Origin of the sequence: Amycolatopsis lexingtonensis (assembly GCF_014873755.1) — a bacterium.
GTDB classification, from domain to species: Bacteria; Actinomycetota; Actinomycetes; order Mycobacteriales; family Pseudonocardiaceae; genus Amycolatopsis; species Amycolatopsis lexingtonensis.
The window spans coordinates 7,847,898-7,865,845 of sequence record NZ_JADBEG010000001.1; the positions used below are offsets into that span (position 1 = coordinate 7,847,898).

Consider the following 17,948-nt stretch of genomic DNA (forward strand, 5'->3'; position numbering starts at 1 on the left):
CACTGTACCGATCAGTACAACTAGCTAGGGGGATCCATGACGCTCAACAGCGCCCTGACCGACTTCCGGACCGAGGGCATGAAGGTGTGGCCCGCCGACCTGGCGGCCACGCTCACGAAGCACCCGCGTGACCTGGTCGAAGCGGCGAAAGCGGCGAAGTTCGCCGCGATCGGCACGACCGCCGGGGACTTCACGCTGCCGGACGCCGACGGCAGCGCCGTCAGCCTCGGCGACCTGACCGCCGACGGCCCGGCCGTGCTGGTCTTCTACCGCGGGCAATGGTGCCCGTACTGCAACCTGACGCTGCGGGCCTACCAGGCCGAAGTGGTCCCGGAGCTGGGGAAGCACGGCGCGCGCCTGGCCGCGATCAGCCCGCAGCTGCCGGACTGCTCGGTGGCGGTGAAGGAGAACAACGAGCTGGGCTTCCCGGTGCTCTCGGACGTCGGGAACGTCGTGGCGCGCTCGTTCGGGCTGACGTTCACGGTCGACGAGGACGTGCGGCCCACGATGGTCAAGATCGGCGCCGACCTCACGAAGCACAACGGGGACTGGGAACTGGCGCACCCGGCGGTGCTCGTGGTGGACCGCGAGCACGTGATCCGGTTCGTCGACGTCCACCCGGACTACACGACGCGGACCGAACCCGCGGACATCCTCGAAGCGGTCAAGTCGCTTTAGCGCCGCGCTTCACGCCGTAGGTGATCACCGAACCCAGGATCAGGGCGACGCCCAGGGAGAGCAGCAAGCTGATCCCGGGTTCGGTGACGATCCGGCCGCCCGCGTAGCCGAGGAAGGCCACGTAGGACGTCCAGAGTGTGACGCCGACGGCCGAAGCGGTGAAGAACTCCGCCATCGGCCACCGGAGCGATCCGGCGAGGAGGGCGCCGATCGTCCCGCCCGACGGGAGCCAGCGGGCGACCACCAGCACCGGCCGGGGGTGGCGCTGCAGCCGCCCGTCGAGCCAGCCGAGGCCGGCGGCGATCTTCTTCCGCCGGTCCAGCCGGTCCAGCGCCGCCCGGCCACCGAACCGGCCGAGGGCGTAGAGCGCCTGGTCGGACGCCAGGCACCCGGCACTCGCCACGGCGATCACCAGCGCCAGCGACGTCCCGCCCTGCGCCGCCGCGATGCCCATGCCGAGGAGCGTCACCTCGGTGGGCAGCAGCGGCACCAGCGAGACGACGAACAGCAGCACCAGTCCCGTCGTCGATCCGTCCACACCTCCATTAACCGCTCCGGTGGCGGCCGGGAGTCCCGATCACCGGGGACTCACAGCAACCCGACAGCTCGCCCACAGACTTCGCGAACCATGACAGGAGTTGTCATGGTTCGCCGCGACGCTCGGGAGCATGAACAAACTTTCCGGAAAAACCGCACTGGTCGCGGGCGGCACGCGCGGCGCGAGCCGGGCGATCGCGGTCGAGCTGGGCCGCGCGGGCGCCTTCGTGTACGTCACCGGCCGCACCACCCGCGCCGGCCGGTCCGAAGTGGACCGTCCCGAAACGATCGAGGAGACGGCCGAGCTGATCGAGCGCGCCGGCGGCCAGGCGGAAGCGATCCGCGTCGACCACCTGGTGCCCGAGGAGGTCTCGGCGCTGGCCGAGCGCGTGGGCCCGCTCGACATCCTGGTCGACGGCCTGTGGGGCGGCGACAAGCACCTCGGCTGGGGCAAGCCGGTGTGGGAGCACGACCTGGCCGCGGGCCTGCGCATGATCCGGCTGGGCATCGACGCGCACCTGATCACCAGCCACTTCCTGCTGCCCCTGGTCATCGGCCGCCCGGGCGGCCTGGTGGTGGAGCTGACCGACGGCACGGCCGAGTACAACGCGAAGTACCGCGAAGGGACTTCGCTGCCGTTCTACCTGGCGAAGGCGTCGGCGCACCTGCTGGCGATCGGCGAGGCGGCCGAGCTGGCCCCGCACTCGTGCACGGCCGTCGCGTTCACCCCGGGTTACCTGCGCTCGGAGATGATGCTGGACATCTACGGCGTGACGGAGTCGAACTGGCGCGACGCGTGCGAGCGGGTGCCGCACTTCGCGATCTCGGAGTCCCCGACGTTCTGCGGCCGCACGGTGGTGGCGCTGGCAGCTGATCCCGCGCGGCAGCGGTGGTCCGGGCAGACGGTGAGCAGTGGGCAGCTGGCGCGGGAGTACGGGGTGGACGACGTGGACGGCAGCCGCCCGGACGCGTGGCGGTACATGGTGGAGGTGGCCGACGCGGGGAAGCCCGCGGACACGACCGGCTACCGCTGACCGTTGCGGGCCCCCGCCCTCCCTGGGGGGCGTGCCCTTGGCCAGTCTATCGGCGGCCTCCGACAAAACCGGCCGAAAGCCGGGTGGGGCCGCCGGTTGTCCACAGGCGCCCGGTGTTGTGGATACTCGCCCGTCGCGGGTGAGCGAAAGACTGTTCATGACTTCCGGTACCGCCGGTGACCGGCTTGCCCGACGTCTTGAATGAGTCATTCAGGTCTTCGGAGGTCCTGAATGACTCATTCAAGACGGTTAGGGGCGGGCCGGGCTCGCGGGTGGCCAGGTCGGGTGAGTGGTGTCGCGAATGAGTCATTCGGGACCTCAGACGTCCCGAATGAGTCATTCGCGACCTCGAGAACCGGGTCGAAAGCCAAGGAGCCGGGCACCCCGCGGATCAACCGTTGCGCGCGGCCAGTTCCGCGCCGATCGCCGCCAGCGCCGCACGCAACTCCACCGGCTCCAGCACCTCGACCCCGGGGCTGAGCGAAACCAGCTGGCCGAGCCCGATCTCCCCGTCTTCCATGGCGAGTTCGGCCTCGGCCCACCCCGCCGCGTCCGGCTCGCCGAGCGACACCACCGTGTCCGCCAGGTGCTCACCCCCGAACACCCGCCGCAGTTCACGCACCGCCAGGCGGCTCAACCGCGCACGCACCCGCAACGGCCGCGCGACCTGCTCGAAAGCCGCCGAAGACGACTCCCACCACCGAACCAGGTCGAAGTCCGGAGGCCGCGAGAAGGGAACGTCGAGAGAAACAGCGTGCACGATCCGCGAAACCCGGTAGGTCCGCAAAGCGTCGTCGGCCACCACCCGCGCCACCAGGTACCAAACCCCCGCCTTCAGCACGAGCCCCAACGGCTCCAGCTCCCGCGAAGCCACCTTGTCCCGCCGCCGGTAACCGATCGAAAGACGCTGCTGCGCCCACACCGCCCGCACCACCGTCGCCAGGAACGGCGGCTCGTCGGCGCCACCGAACCAGCCCGGCGCGTCCAGGTGGAAGCGGCCGGCGACCAGCGCCGCGTGTTCGCGCAGCTCGGCGGGCATGCCCGCGGACACCTTCGCCCGCGCCGCGCTCCCCGCCGTGTCCAAGCCGAGTCCCGCGAGCGCGGAAGGGACCCCCAGCGCGAAGAGCGCGACGGCCTCCCGTGCGGTCAGGCCGTCGAGACCCGCGCGCCAGCCGTCCACGAGCCGGAAGCCGCCGTGGCGGCCCTGCTCCGTCCACAGGGGAACGCCCGCTTCGCGCAGCGCCGCGAGGTCGCGGTGCATCGTGCGCTCGGAGACGCCCAGCTCTTCGGCGAGCTCAGCGGCGGTCGCGCTGCGCCGTCGTTGCAACGTGAACAACAGCGCGACCAGCCGCTCGGCTTTCACCGGTTGGCGCGGTTCACCGCCGACACGACCGCGCGCAGCGACGCCGTCACGATCGAGGGGTCGACGCCGATGCCCCAGAACACCCGGTCCGAGATCGCGCACTCGATGTACGACGCGGCGCGCGCGTCGTCGCCGGGCGAGAGCGTGTGCTCGCTGTAGTCCAGCAGCCGCAGGTCGAAGCCCACGGTGGACAGCGCGTCGAAGAACGCCGCGATCGGGCCGTTGCCGCGGCCGGTGACCTCGTGCTCGTCACCCTCCACCTTCACGGTCGCGGTGATGTCGTACTCGCCGTCGCCGTTGTCGCGGACGTGCTGGCGGACCAGCTCCAGCGGCGTCTTCAGCTCCAGGTACTCGGCCGAGAACGCGTTCCACATCGTCGTCGGGTCGACCTCGCCGCCCTCGGAGTCGGTGTGGCGCTGGATCACCTTCGAGAACTCGATCTGCAGGCGCCGCGGCAGGTCGAGCTGGTGCTCGGCCTTCATGATGTAGGCGACGCCGCCCTTGCCGGACTGCGAGTTCACCCGGATGACGGCCTCGTACGTGCGGCCGACGTCCTTCGGGTCGATCGGCAGGTACGGGACCTCCCACGGGTATTCCTCGACCGGCACGCCCTGCTTGCCGGCGGCGTCCTTCAGCGCGTCGAGGCCCTTGTTGATCGCGTCCTGGTGGCTGCCGGAGAACGCGGTGAACACCAGGTCGCCGCCCCACGGCGAGCGCTCGGGTACCGGCAGCTGGTTGCAGTACTCGACCGTCCGCTTGATCTCGTCCATGTCGGAGAAGTCGATCTGCGGGTCGATGCCCTGGCTGAAGAGGTTCATGCCCAGCGCGACCAGGTCGACGTTGCCGGTGCGCTCGCCGTTGCCGAACAGGCAGCCTTCGATGCGGTCGGCGCCGGCCTGGTAGCCCAGCTCGGCGGCGGCGATGCCGGTGCCGCGGTCGTTGTGCGGGTGCAGCGACAGGATCACCGAGTCGCGGCGGGCCAGGTTGCGGCTCATCCACTCGATCGAGTCGGCGTAGACGTTCGGCGTCGCCATCTCGACGGTCGCCGGCAGGTTCAGGATGACCGGCTTCTCCGGCGTCGGCTGCCAGATTTCGGTGACGGCGTCGCAGACCTCGAGCGCGTACGACAGCTCGGTGCCGGTGTAGGACTCCGGCGAGTACTGGAACCGGAAGTCGGTGTCGGGCTGCTTGTCGGCCAGCTCGACGACCATTTCGGCGGCCTGCGTCGCGATCTTCTTGATGCCCTCGCGCTCCTCGCGGAAGACCACGCGGCGCTGCAGGATCGACGTCGAGTTGTAGATGTGGACGATCGCCCGCGGCGCGCCTTCGAGCGACTGGAACGTCCGCTCGATCAGCTCCGGGCGGCACTGGGTCAGCACCTGGATGCTGACGTCGTCCGGGATGGCGCCTTCTTCGATGATCTCGCGGACGAAGTCGAAGTCCGTCTGCGACGCGGCCGGGAAACCGACCTCGATCTCCTTGTAGCCCATGCGGACCAGCAGGTCGAAGAACTTGCGCTTGCGCGCGGGCGACATCGGGTCGATCAGGGCCTGGTTGCCGTCCCGCAGGTCGACGGCGCACCACAGCGGCGCGCGCTCGATGCGCTTGGCGGGCCAGGTGCGGTCGGGCAGGTCGATGTTCTCGACGACGTCGTACCAGGGGCGGTAGCGGTGGACCGGCATGGACGTGCCGCGCTGGGTGTTCCAAGCGGGCTGGTCAGCGGGCGCGGGGCGAGAGGGCTTGCGGATCTTGCTCATGGGATTGAGGGTGTCTCCAGCTCGACGGGTGCGACCGGCACCACGAAGCCCCGCGACGGGGAGCCGGTCCGGTCAGGCCCCGTCGCGGCAGCGAAGCAGGAGAGCACGCGCCACGGCCCCACCATAACCAGGGAACGCCGCCGGAGGGAAGCCGGGCAGTCCCTTCCAGGGGTTACCTGTGGGTAGCACTTGGCCGGTCGCCGTGCGAAACTGCGGGCATGGGTGAGCACGCAGAGTCGTCGTCGGAGGAGACCAAGGTCTCCCGCCGGGCTCCGGTCGATTGGCGCCGGACCGGGGGCCGGGTGGCGTCGGTGGTGGCGTCGATCGTCCGCTGGGTGGGGCTGGTCTTCGCCGCGTTCCTGGTGGTCCACGTGATCTTCACGGTCGGCTCGGCCAACCCGGACAACGGCATCGTCTCGTTCGTGAAGTCCTGGGCGGACGGCCTGGCACTGGGGTTCAGCGACCTGTTCACGCCGAGTGACGGGAAGCTGCGCGTCCTGGTGAACTACGGCATCGCGGCGGTCTTCTGGCTCGTGGTGTCGGGCATCCTCGCGAAGGTGATCCGCAGGGTGGGCGGCGCTTCCTGAGCCCGATGTCCGTGAATGCCACATTCACGGACACTTGGTCCCTCGATGTGGCATTCACGGCCTTTCACACGGCCGGCTTGCCCCAGGAGTCCGTGAACGCGAACTCCGCCAGCGGCAGCCGCACCCGCTCCGCCTTCTCGCGCTCGATCCGCCAGTCCTCCGCCAGCACGTCGGGCGACGCGACCGTCCCCACCGCGATCGCCACCTTCGGGACGGCGTCGTCCGGGAGCGAGAAGGTCGACCGGACCGCGTCCGCCGAGAAGCCCGCCATCTGGTGCGCGATCAGCCCGAGCTCCACCGCCTGCAGCACCAGGTTCTCCGACGCCAGCCCGAGCCCGTACTCCGCGTACGGGACCTCGCCCTTCTCGTTCGTCGTCACCATCACGCCGACCAGCAGCAGGCTCGCCCGGTGGGCCCACGCCCGGTTGCCCGAGTTCAGCGTCGACAGGATCGCGTCGAACGCCGGGGTCCCGCGGACGCCCACCAGGTAGCGGGCCGGCTGGGTGTTGCCGAACGACGGGGCCCAGCGGGCCGCTTCCAGGAGGGCTCGCACCTGGTCCGTCGTCACGTGCGCGGACTCGTCGTAGGCCCGCGGGCTCCACCGTTCGGCCATCAGGTTCGCGATCGGGACGCTCGTCACAGCTGGCTTTCGCACGATCTTGACGATACCCACGAGTGCTGTGCATCACTCGGGAGGAAGGGCTCCGCGCATTTCGTTGGTGTTACGGAAGATTTACTTCCGGGCGGCCGGTGCGAAGGGTCCGCCCCACGTCAAGAGGGTGGCGGGCCGTCGCGGCCCCGGTAGGCTCCGATGCAAATCATGGGACGCGGGGGCTCTCCGGTGCCCACCAGGGAGCCGCCCGGCCCGCGAGGAGGTTCGGGCGTGGCCCTCGTGGTCCAGAAGTACGGCGGATCGTCGCTGGAAAGTGCCGACCGGATCAAGCGCGTCGCCGAGCGGATCGTCGCCACCAAGAAGGCGGGGAACGACGTCGTGGTCGTCTGCTCGGCGATGGGTGACACCACCGACGAGCTGCTCGACCTGGCGCAGCAGGTCAACCCGGCGCCGCCGGAGCGGGAGATGGACATGCTGCTCACCGCCGGTGAGCGCATCTCGAACTCGCTGGTCGCCATGGCCATCTCGGCCCAGGGCGCCGAAGCCTGGTCGTTCACCGGTTCGCAGGCCGGCGTCGTCACGACGTCGGTGCACGGGAACGCGCGCATCATCGACGTCACGCCCAGCCGCGTCACCGAAGCCCTCGAGCAGGGTTACGTCGCGCTGGTGGCGGGCTTCCAGGGGGTCGCGCAGGACACCAAGGACATCACCACGCTCGGCCGCGGCGGCTCGGACACCACCGCCGTCGCGCTGGCCGCCGCGCTCAACGCCGACGTCTGCGAGATCTACTCCGATGTGGACGGTGTGTATTCGGCCGACCCGCGGATCGTGCCGGACGCGCGGAAGCTCGACACCATCCCGTACGAGGAGATGCTGGAGCTGGCCGCGAGCGGGTCGAAGATCCTGCACCTGCGCTCGGTCGAGTACGCGCGCCGCTACGGCGTGCCGATCCGAGTCCGCTCTTCCTACAGTGACAAGCCGGGCACGACGGTGACCGGTTCTATCGAGGAGATCCCCGTGGAACAAGCCCTGATCACCGGTGTGGCGCACGACCGCTCCGAAGCCAAGATCACGGTCACCGGGGTACCGGACCACGCCGGTGCCGCGGCCCGGATCTTCCGCGTGATCGCCGACGCCGAGATCGACATCGACATGGTGCTGCAGAACGTGTCCAGCACCGTCTCCGGCCGCACCGACATCACGTTCACGCTGTCGAAGGCCAACGGTGCCAAGGCGGTCAAGGAACTGGAGAAGGTCAAGGCGGAGATCGGCTTCGAGTCCGTCCTCTACGACGACCACGTCGGCAAGGTCTCGCTGGTCGGCGCCGGGATGCGCTCGCACCCCGGTGTCACGGCGACGTTCTGCGAAGCGCTGGCGAACGCCGGCGTCAACATCGAAATCATCAACACCTCGGAAATCCGGATCTCGGTGCTGATCCGCGACGCGCAGCTCGACGACGCCGTGCGCGCGATCCACGACGCGTTCGAGCTCGGTGGCGACGAGGAAGCTGTGGTCTACGCGGGGAGTGGTCGCTGATGGCGGAAGGTCTGCGGGTCGGGGTGGTCGGCGCGACCGGCCAGGTCGGCGCGGTGATGCGCAAGCTGCTGGCGGAGCGGGAGTTCCCGATCGCCGAGCTCCGGTACTTCGCTTCGGCGCGCTCGGCGGGTTCGAAGCTGCCGTGGCGTGACACGGAAATCACGATCGAGGACGCCTCGACGGCGGATCCGTCCGGTTTGGACATCGCGCTGTTCTCGGCGGGCGGCTCGACGTCGAAGGCGCAGGCACCGCGGTTCGCCGAGGCGGGCGTGACAGTGATCGACAACTCCTCGGCGTTCCGGATGGACCCGGACGTGCCGCTGGTCGTCAGCGAGGTCAACCCGCAGGCGATCAAGGAGGCGCGCAAGGGGATCATCGCGAACCCCAACTGCACCACGATGGCCGCGATGCCGGTGCTGAAGCCGCTGCACGACGAGGCCGGGCTGGTCCGGCTGGTCGCGTCGACGTACCAGGCGGTGTCCGGCAGCGGGCTGGCCGGCGTCGACGAGCTGGCGGGTCAGGTGAAGGCGGCCGCCGAGCACGCGTCGCTGCTCACCCACGACGGCGCGGCGATCGACTTCCCGAAGCCGGAGAAGTACGTCCGCCCGATCGCGTTCAACGTCCTGCCGATGGCCGGGTCCATTGTGGACGACGGCGAATTCGAGACGGACGAAGAGAAGAAGTTCCGCAACGAGAGCCGCAAGATCCTGAGCATCCCGGGTCTGGGCGTCTCGTGCACCTGCGTTCGGGTGCCGGTGTTCTCCGGGCACTCGATCTCGGTGAACGCGGAGTTCGCGCAGCCGCTGTCGGTCGAGCGTGCGACGGAGCTGCTGACGCACGCGCCGGGCGTCGAGCTGTCGGAGGTCCCGACCCCGCTGCAGGCGGCGGGCAACGACCCGAGCTACGTCGGCCGCATCCGCGTCGACCAGGGCATCGAGGGCGGCCGCGGCCTGGCGCTGTTCATCTCGAACGACAACCTGCGCAAGGGCGCGGCGCTCAACGCCGTGCAGATCGCGGAGCTGATCGCCCAGCAGTGACGGCCACAGCGGAGGCCCCGCACCGGATCCGGTGCGGGGCCTCCGCACGTGTCACGGGCGGGTCGCGCCGTGGCAGGCCAGGTAGCGCGTCTTGACGAACTCGAACACCGGCCTGCCGCCGTAGGCCCAGACGGCCGCGTCCGCGTGCGCGCCGAGCACCTTGAACTGCTCGACGGCTTCGTCGCAGCGGCCGTTCACCACCAGTGCCTTGGCCGCGTACGCGCGGTCACGGAGGTTCGACGGGTGGTCCCGGCCGTCGTCGGCCAGCCAGGGCAGGACGACGTCGAGCGCGCGTCCGGTCCGGTCGCTCTGCCACGCCTCGACCTTCTTCGCTTCCGCCTCGTGCGCGGCGACGAGGGCGAGACCCGCGAGCTTCGGCGCCTTCGCGGCGGCTTCGTCGGCGAAGGCGAACATCTGCTCGTGCGAACCGAACCACTTCTCGCACCAGTACTGCAGCGCCTGCTCGTGACCCTGCCGGTGGAGCGGGTCGCGGGCCACGAGCTCCGCCCAAACCGCGCGGAAGTCGTCGTTGCCGTACTGCCGCCCGCGGCCGACGGTGAGCAGGGTGGACCACGGGGTCGGGTCGTCCGGTGCCGCCTCGGCCGCGGCGCGGGCGGCCGCTTCGGCCTCCTCGAGCACGCGGAAGAACCCGGCCCACTGGTCCTGGGAAACGTGTTCGGCGGTGAACGACGAACGGATCTGCCAGGCCAGCGCGACCAGGCCCTGTGCGTGGACGGCTTCGGCGTCCGCGCTCCCGGCTGTCCGCCAGGCCTTCAGCGGAGCGTCGTCGTCCGCCGCGGCGTCCCCGAGCTGCTGCACGGCGGCGGCCCGGCGGTCCCAGTCCGTGCCGAGGTCGTCGAGCAGTGCGGCACCCGGCTGCCAGTCGCCGGCGCGGTAGGCCGCGACGGCTTCGGCGAGGCGGGCGTCGGCGACGAACTTCGTGGCCGTCACGGCGTCGTCCGGCGGGAGACCCCACAGCGCGACGTCAGGCATCTCGGTCTTCGGCTTGTCGTCCCGGGGCACGTACTGCGCGAGTTCGGCCGGGGAGAGCGTCTTCACGTAGTCCTCGACGTCCATGCCGCGGGCACGCGCGGCCTTCACCAGTGCGACGGCGGCCTTGCGGCGCTTGGAGTTGAACAGGGACAGCAACGGGTTCTCCTCAGGACGGGACGGGAAGCGCGCCGGCCGCGGTGAGCAGGCGGCGCAGGGGGACGGTGTCGGGGTCGGCCGCCGCGGCGGCGTCGAGGGCGGCGGACAGCTCGGTGCCGTACGGCTCGTCGACGACCAGGTCGGCCGGGCCCGACCAGGACAGCTTCCAGCGCGCCACCCCGGCTTCCGCCAGCGCGGCGGAGACCATGGTGGACAGGTTTTCGCGGACGGAGGCGACGACGAACTCCCGCCGGGCCCGCGGCCCGGCGGTCGCCGGTGGCCGGCTGTCCGGGTCGGCGAACTCGCTCGCGTGCCCCTCGTCGATGCGCGTGAGCGCGTCCTCGAGCGTGCGCCCGTTCAGGAACGCCGTCGCCACCTTGGCCGCGGCGTGCCGGAAGCCGAGGTCCACCAGGCTGTCCCAGTCCGTGCGCCGCTTGGCCGCCGCTTCGGCGTTCAGGTCGGCGAACAGGGCCGCGTCCAGCGTCGCGTCGGCGTCCCGCAGGACGTCGCTCGCGGGGCGGTCGCCGCCCGGCGAGCCCGGTACCGCAGGCAGGGCTTCCAGCGCGGCGATCCGCTCCGGCGTCGCCGGGTGCGTGTCGTAGCGGGAGGTCTCCTCTTCCGGTAGCTCGCGCCGCAGCCGGTCGATCTGCTCGGCGCGCTCGGCGTCGGCGAGCAGCGCGAGGAACCCGGCGGCGGGCCGGTCCGGCAGGTAGCCCGCGTGCCAGCCGACCAGCAGGTAGTGGTCGACGTAGAACTTCCAGGCGACGTCGAGCGCGTCGACCTCGCGCAGCGCGCTGGTGGCGGCTTCGGTCCCGGCGAGCCGCGCCGCGGCGGCGTCGGCGGCGAGCTCCTGACGGCGGCAAACCGAGGCGGAGACCGCGAAGTAGAGCTTCGCGTAGAGCACGAACAGCTTCCGGACCAGTCCCGCGAACCAGCCGTCGCCGTCGAGCCCGGTCAGCGCTTTCTCGATCGACCGGCGGCCGCGGTAGGTCAGCCCGGCCAGGCGGGTGTCGCGGTTGGTGTAGTGCGCCAGCTCGTGCCCGAGCAGGGCGCGCAGCTGGTCGTGGTGCAGGCCCGCGAGCAGCTGCGCCCCGATGAACATCTCGCGGCGGCGCACCCGCAGCCCGAGCCAGCCGGTCCGTTCGCGAACCCCGGCGTTGACGTCGGCGATCAGCGAGATCGCGTCCGGCGGCCGGGTGCCGACGGTGTCGGCGAGCTCCCGCACGAGCGCCCACAGCCCGGGCTGGTCCGCCGGCGTCACCGGCACGCCCGGCAGGTCGCCACCGCGGGTCCGCTCGATCGCGAACAGGGCCTTGAGCAGCGCGAACGACACCGGGACGGCGACGATGCCGAGCTTGACCGCCAGCAGCCCGGAGTGCTGGAAGGCGTAGTACTCGGCAACGGCGAGGCCGCCGACGATCAGCAGCACGAGGACCGGGAACCCGGCCAGCAACAGGACGGCGACGAGCGCGCGCCACGACGTCTTCACGATTCCTCCCCCACACCGTCCCTTCCGGACGGTCGGCTCATTCTGCCGGACCGATCGCGTCGGCCGGATTTCTTTTTGCTCACGAAGAAATCGCGTTGGTGTTTTGACGGCGGCCGGGAGATCCTGTGCACCGCAAGCAAGTCAAGGGGAGGAAATCATGCACACCGCTGTCGAAGGGGCCCGCGTCCCGATCCGGATGTGGGCGGATCCCGCGTCGGTCGAAGACCAGGCCATGCGGCAGCTGCACAACGTCGCCAACCTGCCGTGGGTGCACGGCGTCGCCGTGATGCCGGACGTGCACTACGGCAAGGGGGCGACCGTCGGCAGCGTCATCGCCATGCGCGACGCCGTCTCGCCCGCCGCCGTTGGGGTGGACATCGGGTGCGGGATGAGCGCCGTCCGGACGTCGCTGACCGCCGCCGACCTGCCCGACGACCTCGGGAAGCTGCGCCGTCGCATCGAAAGCGCCGTGCCCGTGGGCTTCGGGCTGCACAAGACGCCCGTGAACCCCGCGAAGGTGCACGGGGTCGGCGGCTGGGACGCGTTCTGGAAGGGCTTCGGCGAGCTGCACGAGGGCGTCCAGGAGCTGCACGACCGGGCCGCGCGGCAGATCGGGAGCCTCGGGGGCGGGAACCACTTCATCGAGGTCTGCCTCGACGACGACGGCCGGGTCTGGCTGATGCTGCACTCGGGTTCGCGCAACATCGGCAAGGAGCTGGCCGAGCGGCACATGGCGGTCGCGCGCAAGCTGCCGCACAACGCCGACCTGCCGGACCGCGACCTCGCCGTGTTCGTCGCCGGCACGCCGGAGATGCAGGCGTACCGGCGCGACCTGTTCTGGGCGCAGGACTACGCGGCGCGCAACCGCGCCACGATGGTCGCGCTGGTGAAGCAGGCGCTGAAGGACGTCGTCCCGCAGACGACGTTCGACGACGCCATCTCCTGCCACCACAACTACGTCTCGGAGGAGACGTACGACGGTGTCGAGCTGCTCGTCACCCGCAAGGGCGCGATCCGGGCCGGATCGGGTGACCTCGGGATCATCCCGGGCAGCATGGGGACGGGTTCGTACATCGTCCGCGGGCTCGGGAACGACTCGTCCTTCCAGTCGGCGTCGCACGGCGCCGGACGCCGGATGTCGCGCAACAAGGCCAAGAAGCTGTTCACCGCGGACGACCTCGCCGCCCAGACGGCCGGCGTCGAGTGCCGCAAGGACTCCGGCGTCGTCGACGAGATCCCGGCGGCGTACAAGGACATCGATTCGGTGATCCGGGCGCAGACGGACCTGGTCGAGGTGGTCGCGCACCTCAAGCAGGTGGTCTGCGTCAAGGGCTGACCGGTACCTTGGCGCCATGACGAGGGGTGGAACGACGGCCGCGTTGCTGGCCGCGAGCGCACTGCTGTTGAGCGGCTGTGCCGAGGTCAGCGACGCGGTCGACCAGGGGAACCGGACCGCGGACAAGGTGAGCGCGTGCACGGAGGCGCTCGGGCTCGCGGATCTGAACCCGCTGGTCGACCCGGCCAAGCTCAAGGCCCGCGCGGCCGACAAGGAACGGCGGCTGCGCGAGCTGGCGGCGAACGTCCAGGACCAGGACGTCAAGAACGCGCTGCTGGGGATGGCGGGCTCGTACGTCGAGGTGCAGAAGGAACGCATCGAGGACGCCGGGGTCGTGGCCCAGTGGGTGCAGCGCAACGTCACGAAGCTCGACGCCCTGCGCGCAGCCTGCGGCTGACCCCGCACCGGACGTAGCTTTCACGTGAAAGCTACGCCCCAGGTGGGCGCTTTCACGTGAAAGCTACGGTCGCTCGCCGCTGGTGGTGGCCATCGCCGGGACCGGGTCGGCCGCCGGTTCGTGGGTGCGGGAGTGACGGTGGAACAGGCCCGCCGCCGCGATCAGCAGGCCGCCGAGGCCGGCCGCCGCGAAGCCCCACGCCGGGCTCGAGTGGTCGATCGCGAAGCCGACGAACGGGCTGCCCAGCGCCAGGCCGAGCCGGGTCGACGCGTCCTGCAGGCCCATCGCCTCGCCGCGCACGCGGGGCGGGGCGATCTTGCTGACCGCCTCCGTGGTCGCCGCCAGGGTCGGGGCGCACAGCAGGTTCGTCGGGATCAGCACCAGCATCAGCAGCCACCACGGCTGGTCGGCCAGCCCGACCGGCACCACCAGCAGCGCCATCAGCAGCATCAGCACGCCCTGCGGCAGCGACCGCTTGACCGCACCGTGGACGATGCCGCCGAGGATCGACGCCGCGCACATCACCGCGATGACCAGGCCGGTCACGCCGAGCTCGCCGTTCGCGCGCAGGGCCGCCAGCGTCGCCAGTTCGGTGCCGACCAGCACGAACAGCGCGCCGCCCGCGATCAGCAGCGCGGACACCAGCCGCCAGGACAGCCACGTGCGCAGCTTCGGGCGGACCTCGTCGACGACCGGCTCGCGGTCGCCGCGGATCGGCGGGTCGACCAGCCAGATCAGGAACGCCGTGCCGCCGAAGAGCACGCCGAGCGCGCTGAGCGTGAACGTCGGCGGGAGCGACGTCATCGCCGCGATGCCGACCGCCGGGCCGATCATGAACGTCACTTCGATCGAGATGGTGTCCAGCGAGTACGCCGCCCGCCGCTCCGCCACCGGGACGAGCGCCGCCAGGACCTGCCGGGCCAGCGAGCCCGCCGGCACCGAGAGCGCGCCGGCCGGGACCGCGACCGCGGCGAGCGCCGCGTACGGCAGGTGCGGTGCGGCGACCCAGAACGCCGTCGTGGCGATCCCGCAGACCGCGACGACCGGGCGCAGCCCGTACCGGTCGATGCACCGGCCGACCAGGGGCGCGCCGAGCGCCATCCCGAGCGTGATCCCGGCGCCGACCAGGCCGGCGGCACCGTAGCCGCGGCCCAGCCCGGTGACGACGTACAGCGTCATCATCACGCCGTTCATGGTCATCGGCAGCCGCGCCAGGAACATCAGCGCCATGGTCGAGGACACGCGGGGGACGGCGAGGACCCGGCGGTACGGCTGCAGTGGCACGTCCTCGATGAGAACGCACCTTGGTACGCGCGTGCAACAAAATTTCGCGCCTGGTGCTCCGTTAATTTGAGAGCTACTATCATTTGGTAGTGACTACCAATTGGGGGTAGCTATGACTCAGTTCTATCCACGCAGGTGGTGGGCCCTCGGCGCGCTCGCGGTGAGCCTGCTGACCGTCGGCCTCGACCTGACCGTGCTCAACGTCGCCGTGCCGACACTGGCCGTCGACCTCGGCGCCACGACCACGCAGCTGCAGTGGTTCGGCAACGCCTACACGCTGGCGCTCGCCGCGCTCCTGCTCCCGGCGGGCCTGCTCGGCGACCGGTTCGGCCCGAAGAAGCTCCTGCTCGGCGCGCTCGCGGTGTTCGGGCTCGCCTCGCTGGGGTGCGCCTACGCCGGTTCGCCGGGCGCGCTGATCGCCGCGCGGGTGGTGCTCGGCGTCGGGGCCGCGTTCCTGATCCCGCTGTCGCTTTCGCTGCTCAACATCCTGTTCCCGCCGGAAGAACGGGCGAAGGCGCTGACGACGTGGGTGATGGCGACGTTCGCCGGCATCCCGCTCGGGCCGCTGCTCGGCGGCTGGCTGCTCGACCACTTCGCGTGGGGCTCGGTGTTCCTCATCAACGTCCCGCTGACCGTCGTCGGCGTGGCCGCGGTGCTGTTCCTCGTGCCGTTCACGCCGGGGTCGGGCCAGGGCCGCGTCGACCTCGCGGGCATCGCGCTCTCGGCCGCCGGGCTGGTGGCGCTCACCTACGGCTTCGTCCACGCCGGCGAGCACGGCTGGACCGACCCGGTGACCTGCGGCCTCATCGCGCTCGGCGTCGCGCTCGTCGCGGTGTTCTGCCGGACCCAGACGCGGGTGGCGGCGCCCCTCACCGACCTCGCGCTGCTGCGCGAACCGCGGTTCGTCTGGGGCGCGGTGCTCGCCACGATGGCGTCCTTCGCGCTGATGGGCCTGATGTTCGTGCTGCCGCAGCTGTTCCAGGCGGTGCAGGGCGCCGACGCGCTGCAGACCGGCCTGCGGCTCCTGCCGCTGATCGGCGGGATGCTGGTCGCGGCGAAGATCGCCGAGCGGCTGGTCGCCGCGGTGGGCGTGCGTGTGGTCGTCACCGGCGGGTTCCTACTGCTCGCGGCGGGACTGGCGTGGGGGACGGCGCCGTCGGACGGCTACGGCGGGACCGTCGGCTGGGAGGTCGTCATCGGCCTCGGCACCGGGTGCACGCTGCCGCCGCTGATGTCGATGGCGATGGGCGCGCTCACCGAGGGCCGCTCGGGCGCCGGCTCGGCGCTGATCCAGGTGCTGCGCCAGGTCGGCGGCACCATCGGCGTCGCCGTGCTGGGCACGGTGCTCAACGGCGTCTACCGCGACGGCGTCGAGGTGGCGGGCCTGCCCGCGCCGGTGGCCGACGCGGCGCGGGGCAGCGCGTCCGCCGCGATCGCCGTCGCCGGGAAGCTCCACCTGCCCGGGCTCGCCGAGTCCGCGCGGACCGCGTTCACCGACGGCATGGCGGCGACGCTGTGGGTCTGCGCTGGGCTCGGCGTGGCCGGGGCGCTGCTGGCGGCGCTGTTCCTGCCCGGGCGGGCGGTCGCCGGGGCGCAGCCGCGAGAATCGGGGCATGACGTCGTCGCCATCTGAACCGCAGGGACTGCGCGAACGGAAGAAGGCCAGGACGCGCGCCGCGATCCAGCGGCACGCGCTGCGGCTGTTCCACGAGCAGGGCTACAGCGCGACGACGGTCGACCAGATCGCGGCCGCGGCGGAGATCTCGCCCAGCACCTTCTTCCGGTACTTCCCGACGAAGGAGGCGACGGTGCTGTACGACCCCTTCGACCCGCTGCTCATCGCCGCGGCGCTGGCGCAGCCGCCCGAGCTCAGCCCGATCGGCGCGCTGCGGGCGACCGTGACCACCATCCGCGAGGTGCTCCCCGCCGACGAGTGGGAGCGCGAACGCCAGCGGCAGCGGCTGGTGCTGCGCGAACCCGAGCTGCGCACCGCGGCCATGGACAAGTTCGCCGAGGGGATCGACCTGCTGGCCGGGTTCGCCGCGCAGCGCACCGGCCGCGAGCCGGGCGGCTTCGAGGTCCGCAACTGGGCGGGCGCGGTGGTCGGCGTGGTGCTGGCCGCGTTCCTGGGGTCGGCGGCGGATCCCGAGGCGGACACGTTGGCGGTCCTCGACGAAGCCGTGGCGCACCTGGAAGCGGGTTTGCCGCTCTGAATCGGCGAATCGTCTTCGCGTCTTCGCGCTGACCTGTGTGGGTGGCGGTGCGAGCGTGGGGGACTCCCCGTCTGGAGCAGTCCCGACACGCGGTCCGACGGAGTGATGAGGCCAATTGATCACCGTTTACGCCTGTGTGGGTGACCCAACTGTTCCATAGTGGACAGTGCTCACCACTGCGTGACGATCGGGATCGGTCATGATGATCTTCAGGGGGAAGGGCAAGCTTTCGACGTTAATCAGATGCGGGCCAGTTCGCCCTTTCCGGATCCGGCACGTAAGGGTTAGAAAACGTCTCTAACCGGTGATCGGGTGGCTTATCTCCGATACGGCGGGTATCGATTTAACCCGTCAGGTCTCCCGAGGCCAGGAGGTAGGAAATGAAAGGCAAGTTCGGGCGGTCCATCGCCCTGGTAGCCGCGAGCAGTCTGCTGGCGGTCGGAATGGCGGGGATCGCTTCGGCGAGCCCGGACGGGGGCAAGGGTTCCTCCAGCACCCAGGCCCTCGCCGCACAGGTGCTCCAGATGCGTGACGACCTGACCAAGGTGGCCTACGCGGGCAACGTCGGCGCCACGCGCGGCGACCTCGGGCAGTTCAGCCCGGTGCTCGCGGACATCGCGGCGGGCAAGCGCTACACGGTCCAGACCGACACCGAGCAGCTGGCCGGCCTGGCCAAGGGCCGGGCCGACGAGTCCAGCCGGCTGCTGGCCGACCCGACGGCCAAGGCGCGGCAGCTGCCGCCGCTGCCGCTGCCGATCCCGTCGCTGCCCGACCTGCCCGGCCCGCTGAAGATCGTCAGCGACCTGGTGAAGGCGTTGCTGGCGGCCGTCACCGGCATCCTGGGCGGGCTGCTCGGTGGCCTGCCGGTACCGCCGCTGCCGGTGCCGCCGCTGCCCGCTCCATAACCACAGGGAAAAACAGGGGGATCCGGAGCCCGG

17 protein-coding genes are annotated in these 17,948 nt (G+C 71.0%); 10 read left to right on the forward strand and 7 right to left on the reverse strand.

Going from position 1 to position 17,948, the window contains the following annotated elements:
* Nucleotides 1-36: 36 nt before the first annotated feature.
* On the forward strand, nt 37-678 hold the full coding sequence (locus tag H4696_RS36360) for a peroxiredoxin-like family protein (protein ID WP_086863558.1): 642 nt from the start codon (nt 37-39) through the stop codon (nt 676-678).
* On the opposite strand, the gene H4696_RS36365 is transcribed toward H4696_RS36360, so the two are convergent.
* Nucleotides 665-1,216, reverse strand: a complete 552-nt coding sequence (locus H4696_RS36365) for a DedA family protein (protein WP_086863557.1) — start codon at nt 1,214-1,216, stop codon at nt 665-667. The genes H4696_RS36360 and H4696_RS36365 overlap by 14 nt on opposite strands.
* 130 nt (nt 1,217-1,346) lie before the next feature.
* Between H4696_RS36365 and H4696_RS36370 the strand changes: the two genes are divergently transcribed.
* Nucleotides 1,347-2,249, forward strand: a complete 903-nt coding sequence (locus H4696_RS36370) for an SDR family oxidoreductase (protein WP_086863556.1) — start codon at nt 1,347-1,349, stop codon at nt 2,247-2,249.
* 391 nt (nt 2,250-2,640) lie between these two features.
* On the opposite strand, the gene H4696_RS36375 is transcribed toward H4696_RS36370, so the two are convergent.
* Nucleotides 2,641-3,612 carry a helix-turn-helix transcriptional regulator gene (locus tag H4696_RS36375; protein ID WP_086863555.1) on the reverse strand — a complete coding sequence of 324 codons (972 nt, stop codon included), beginning with the start codon at nt 3,610-3,612 and terminating at the stop codon, nt 2,641-2,643.
* Nucleotides 3,609-5,369 (reverse strand): 2-isopropylmalate synthase, encoded by a 1,761-nt coding sequence (gene leuA, locus H4696_RS36380; protein WP_169735118.1) that lies wholly within the window; start codon nt 5,367-5,369, stop codon nt 3,609-3,611. Before leuA ends, H4696_RS36375 begins: the two co-directional genes overlap by 4 nt.
* Nucleotides 5,370-5,587: 218 nt before the next feature.
* Here leuA and H4696_RS36385 point away from each other — a divergent pair, with 218 nt between their 5' ends.
* Nucleotides 5,588-5,956, forward strand: coding sequence for a hypothetical protein (locus H4696_RS36385; RefSeq protein ID WP_086863553.1), 369 nt, complete (start codon nt 5,588-5,590; stop codon nt 5,954-5,956).
* A gap of 64 nt (nt 5,957-6,020) precedes the next feature.
* Here the strand turns inward: H4696_RS36385 and H4696_RS36390 are convergent, their stop codons facing one another.
* Nucleotides 6,021-6,611: a nitroreductase family protein gene (locus H4696_RS36390; protein WP_249027164.1), complete on the reverse strand. Its 591-nt coding sequence runs from the start codon at nt 6,609-6,611 to the stop codon at nt 6,021-6,023.
* Between the two features lie 228 nt (nt 6,612-6,839).
* Between H4696_RS36390 and H4696_RS36395 the strand changes: the two genes are divergently transcribed.
* A complete protein-coding gene (locus H4696_RS36395) occupies nt 6,840-8,105 on the forward strand; it encodes an aspartate kinase (protein WP_086863551.1) in 1,266 nt (421 codons plus the stop codon).
* A complete protein-coding gene (locus H4696_RS36400) occupies nt 8,105-9,142 on the forward strand; it encodes an aspartate-semialdehyde dehydrogenase (RefSeq protein ID WP_086863550.1) in 1,038 nt (345 codons plus the stop codon). Before H4696_RS36395 ends, H4696_RS36400 begins: the two co-directional genes overlap by 1 nt.
* 51 nt (nt 9,143-9,193) lie before the next feature.
* On the opposite strand, the gene H4696_RS36405 is transcribed toward H4696_RS36400, so the two are convergent.
* On the reverse strand, nt 9,194-10,291 hold the full coding sequence (locus H4696_RS36405) for a DUF4034 domain-containing protein (RefSeq protein ID WP_192782726.1): 1,098 nt from the start codon (nt 10,289-10,291) through the stop codon (nt 9,194-9,196).
* Nucleotides 10,292-10,301: 10 nt separating this feature from the next.
* The gene (locus H4696_RS36410) at nt 10,302-11,780 is read right to left on the reverse strand and encodes a M48 family metallopeptidase (RefSeq protein WP_086864518.1); all 1,479 of its coding nucleotides are present in this window, start codon (nt 11,778-11,780) and stop codon (nt 10,302-10,304) included.
* A 157-nt stretch (nt 11,781-11,937) separates the two neighbouring features.
* Between H4696_RS36410 and H4696_RS36415 the strand changes: the two genes are divergently transcribed.
* Entirely contained in the window at nt 11,938-13,116 is a 1,179-nt protein-coding gene (locus H4696_RS36415) for an RtcB family protein (protein WP_192782727.1), read from the forward strand.
* 16 nt (nt 13,117-13,132) lie between these two features.
* Nucleotides 13,133-13,513: a hypothetical protein gene (locus tag H4696_RS36420; RefSeq protein WP_192782728.1), complete on the forward strand. Its 381-nt coding sequence runs from the start codon at nt 13,133-13,135 to the stop codon at nt 13,511-13,513.
* A 63-nt stretch (nt 13,514-13,576) separates the two neighbouring features.
* Here H4696_RS36420 and H4696_RS36425 read toward each other — a convergent pair whose 3' ends face one another.
* Nucleotides 13,577-14,734 (reverse strand): MFS transporter, encoded by a 1,158-nt coding sequence (locus H4696_RS36425; RefSeq protein ID WP_420831574.1) that lies wholly within the window; start codon nt 14,732-14,734, stop codon nt 13,577-13,579.
* A 175-nt stretch (nt 14,735-14,909) separates the two neighbouring features.
* Here H4696_RS36425 and H4696_RS36430 point away from each other — a divergent pair, with 175 nt between their 5' ends.
* From H4696_RS36430 to H4696_RS36440, 3 genes are all read left to right on the forward strand, one after another.
* Nucleotides 14,910-16,430: a DHA2 family efflux MFS transporter permease subunit gene (locus tag H4696_RS36430; RefSeq protein WP_225955895.1), complete on the forward strand. Its 1,521-nt coding sequence runs from the start codon at nt 14,910-14,912 to the stop codon at nt 16,428-16,430.
* Complete coding sequence (locus tag H4696_RS36435; RefSeq protein ID WP_192782729.1) at nt 16,411-17,010, forward strand: acyl-CoA-like ligand-binding transcription factor; 600 nt, start codon at nt 16,411-16,413, stop codon at nt 17,008-17,010. The genes H4696_RS36430 and H4696_RS36435 overlap by 20 nt, the downstream gene beginning before the upstream one ends.
* Nucleotides 17,011-17,390: 380 nt before the next feature.
* Nucleotides 17,391-17,915, forward strand: coding sequence for a hypothetical protein (locus tag H4696_RS36440; protein WP_086859894.1), 525 nt, complete (start codon nt 17,391-17,393; stop codon nt 17,913-17,915).
* Nucleotides 17,916-17,948 lie beyond the last annotated feature (33 nt).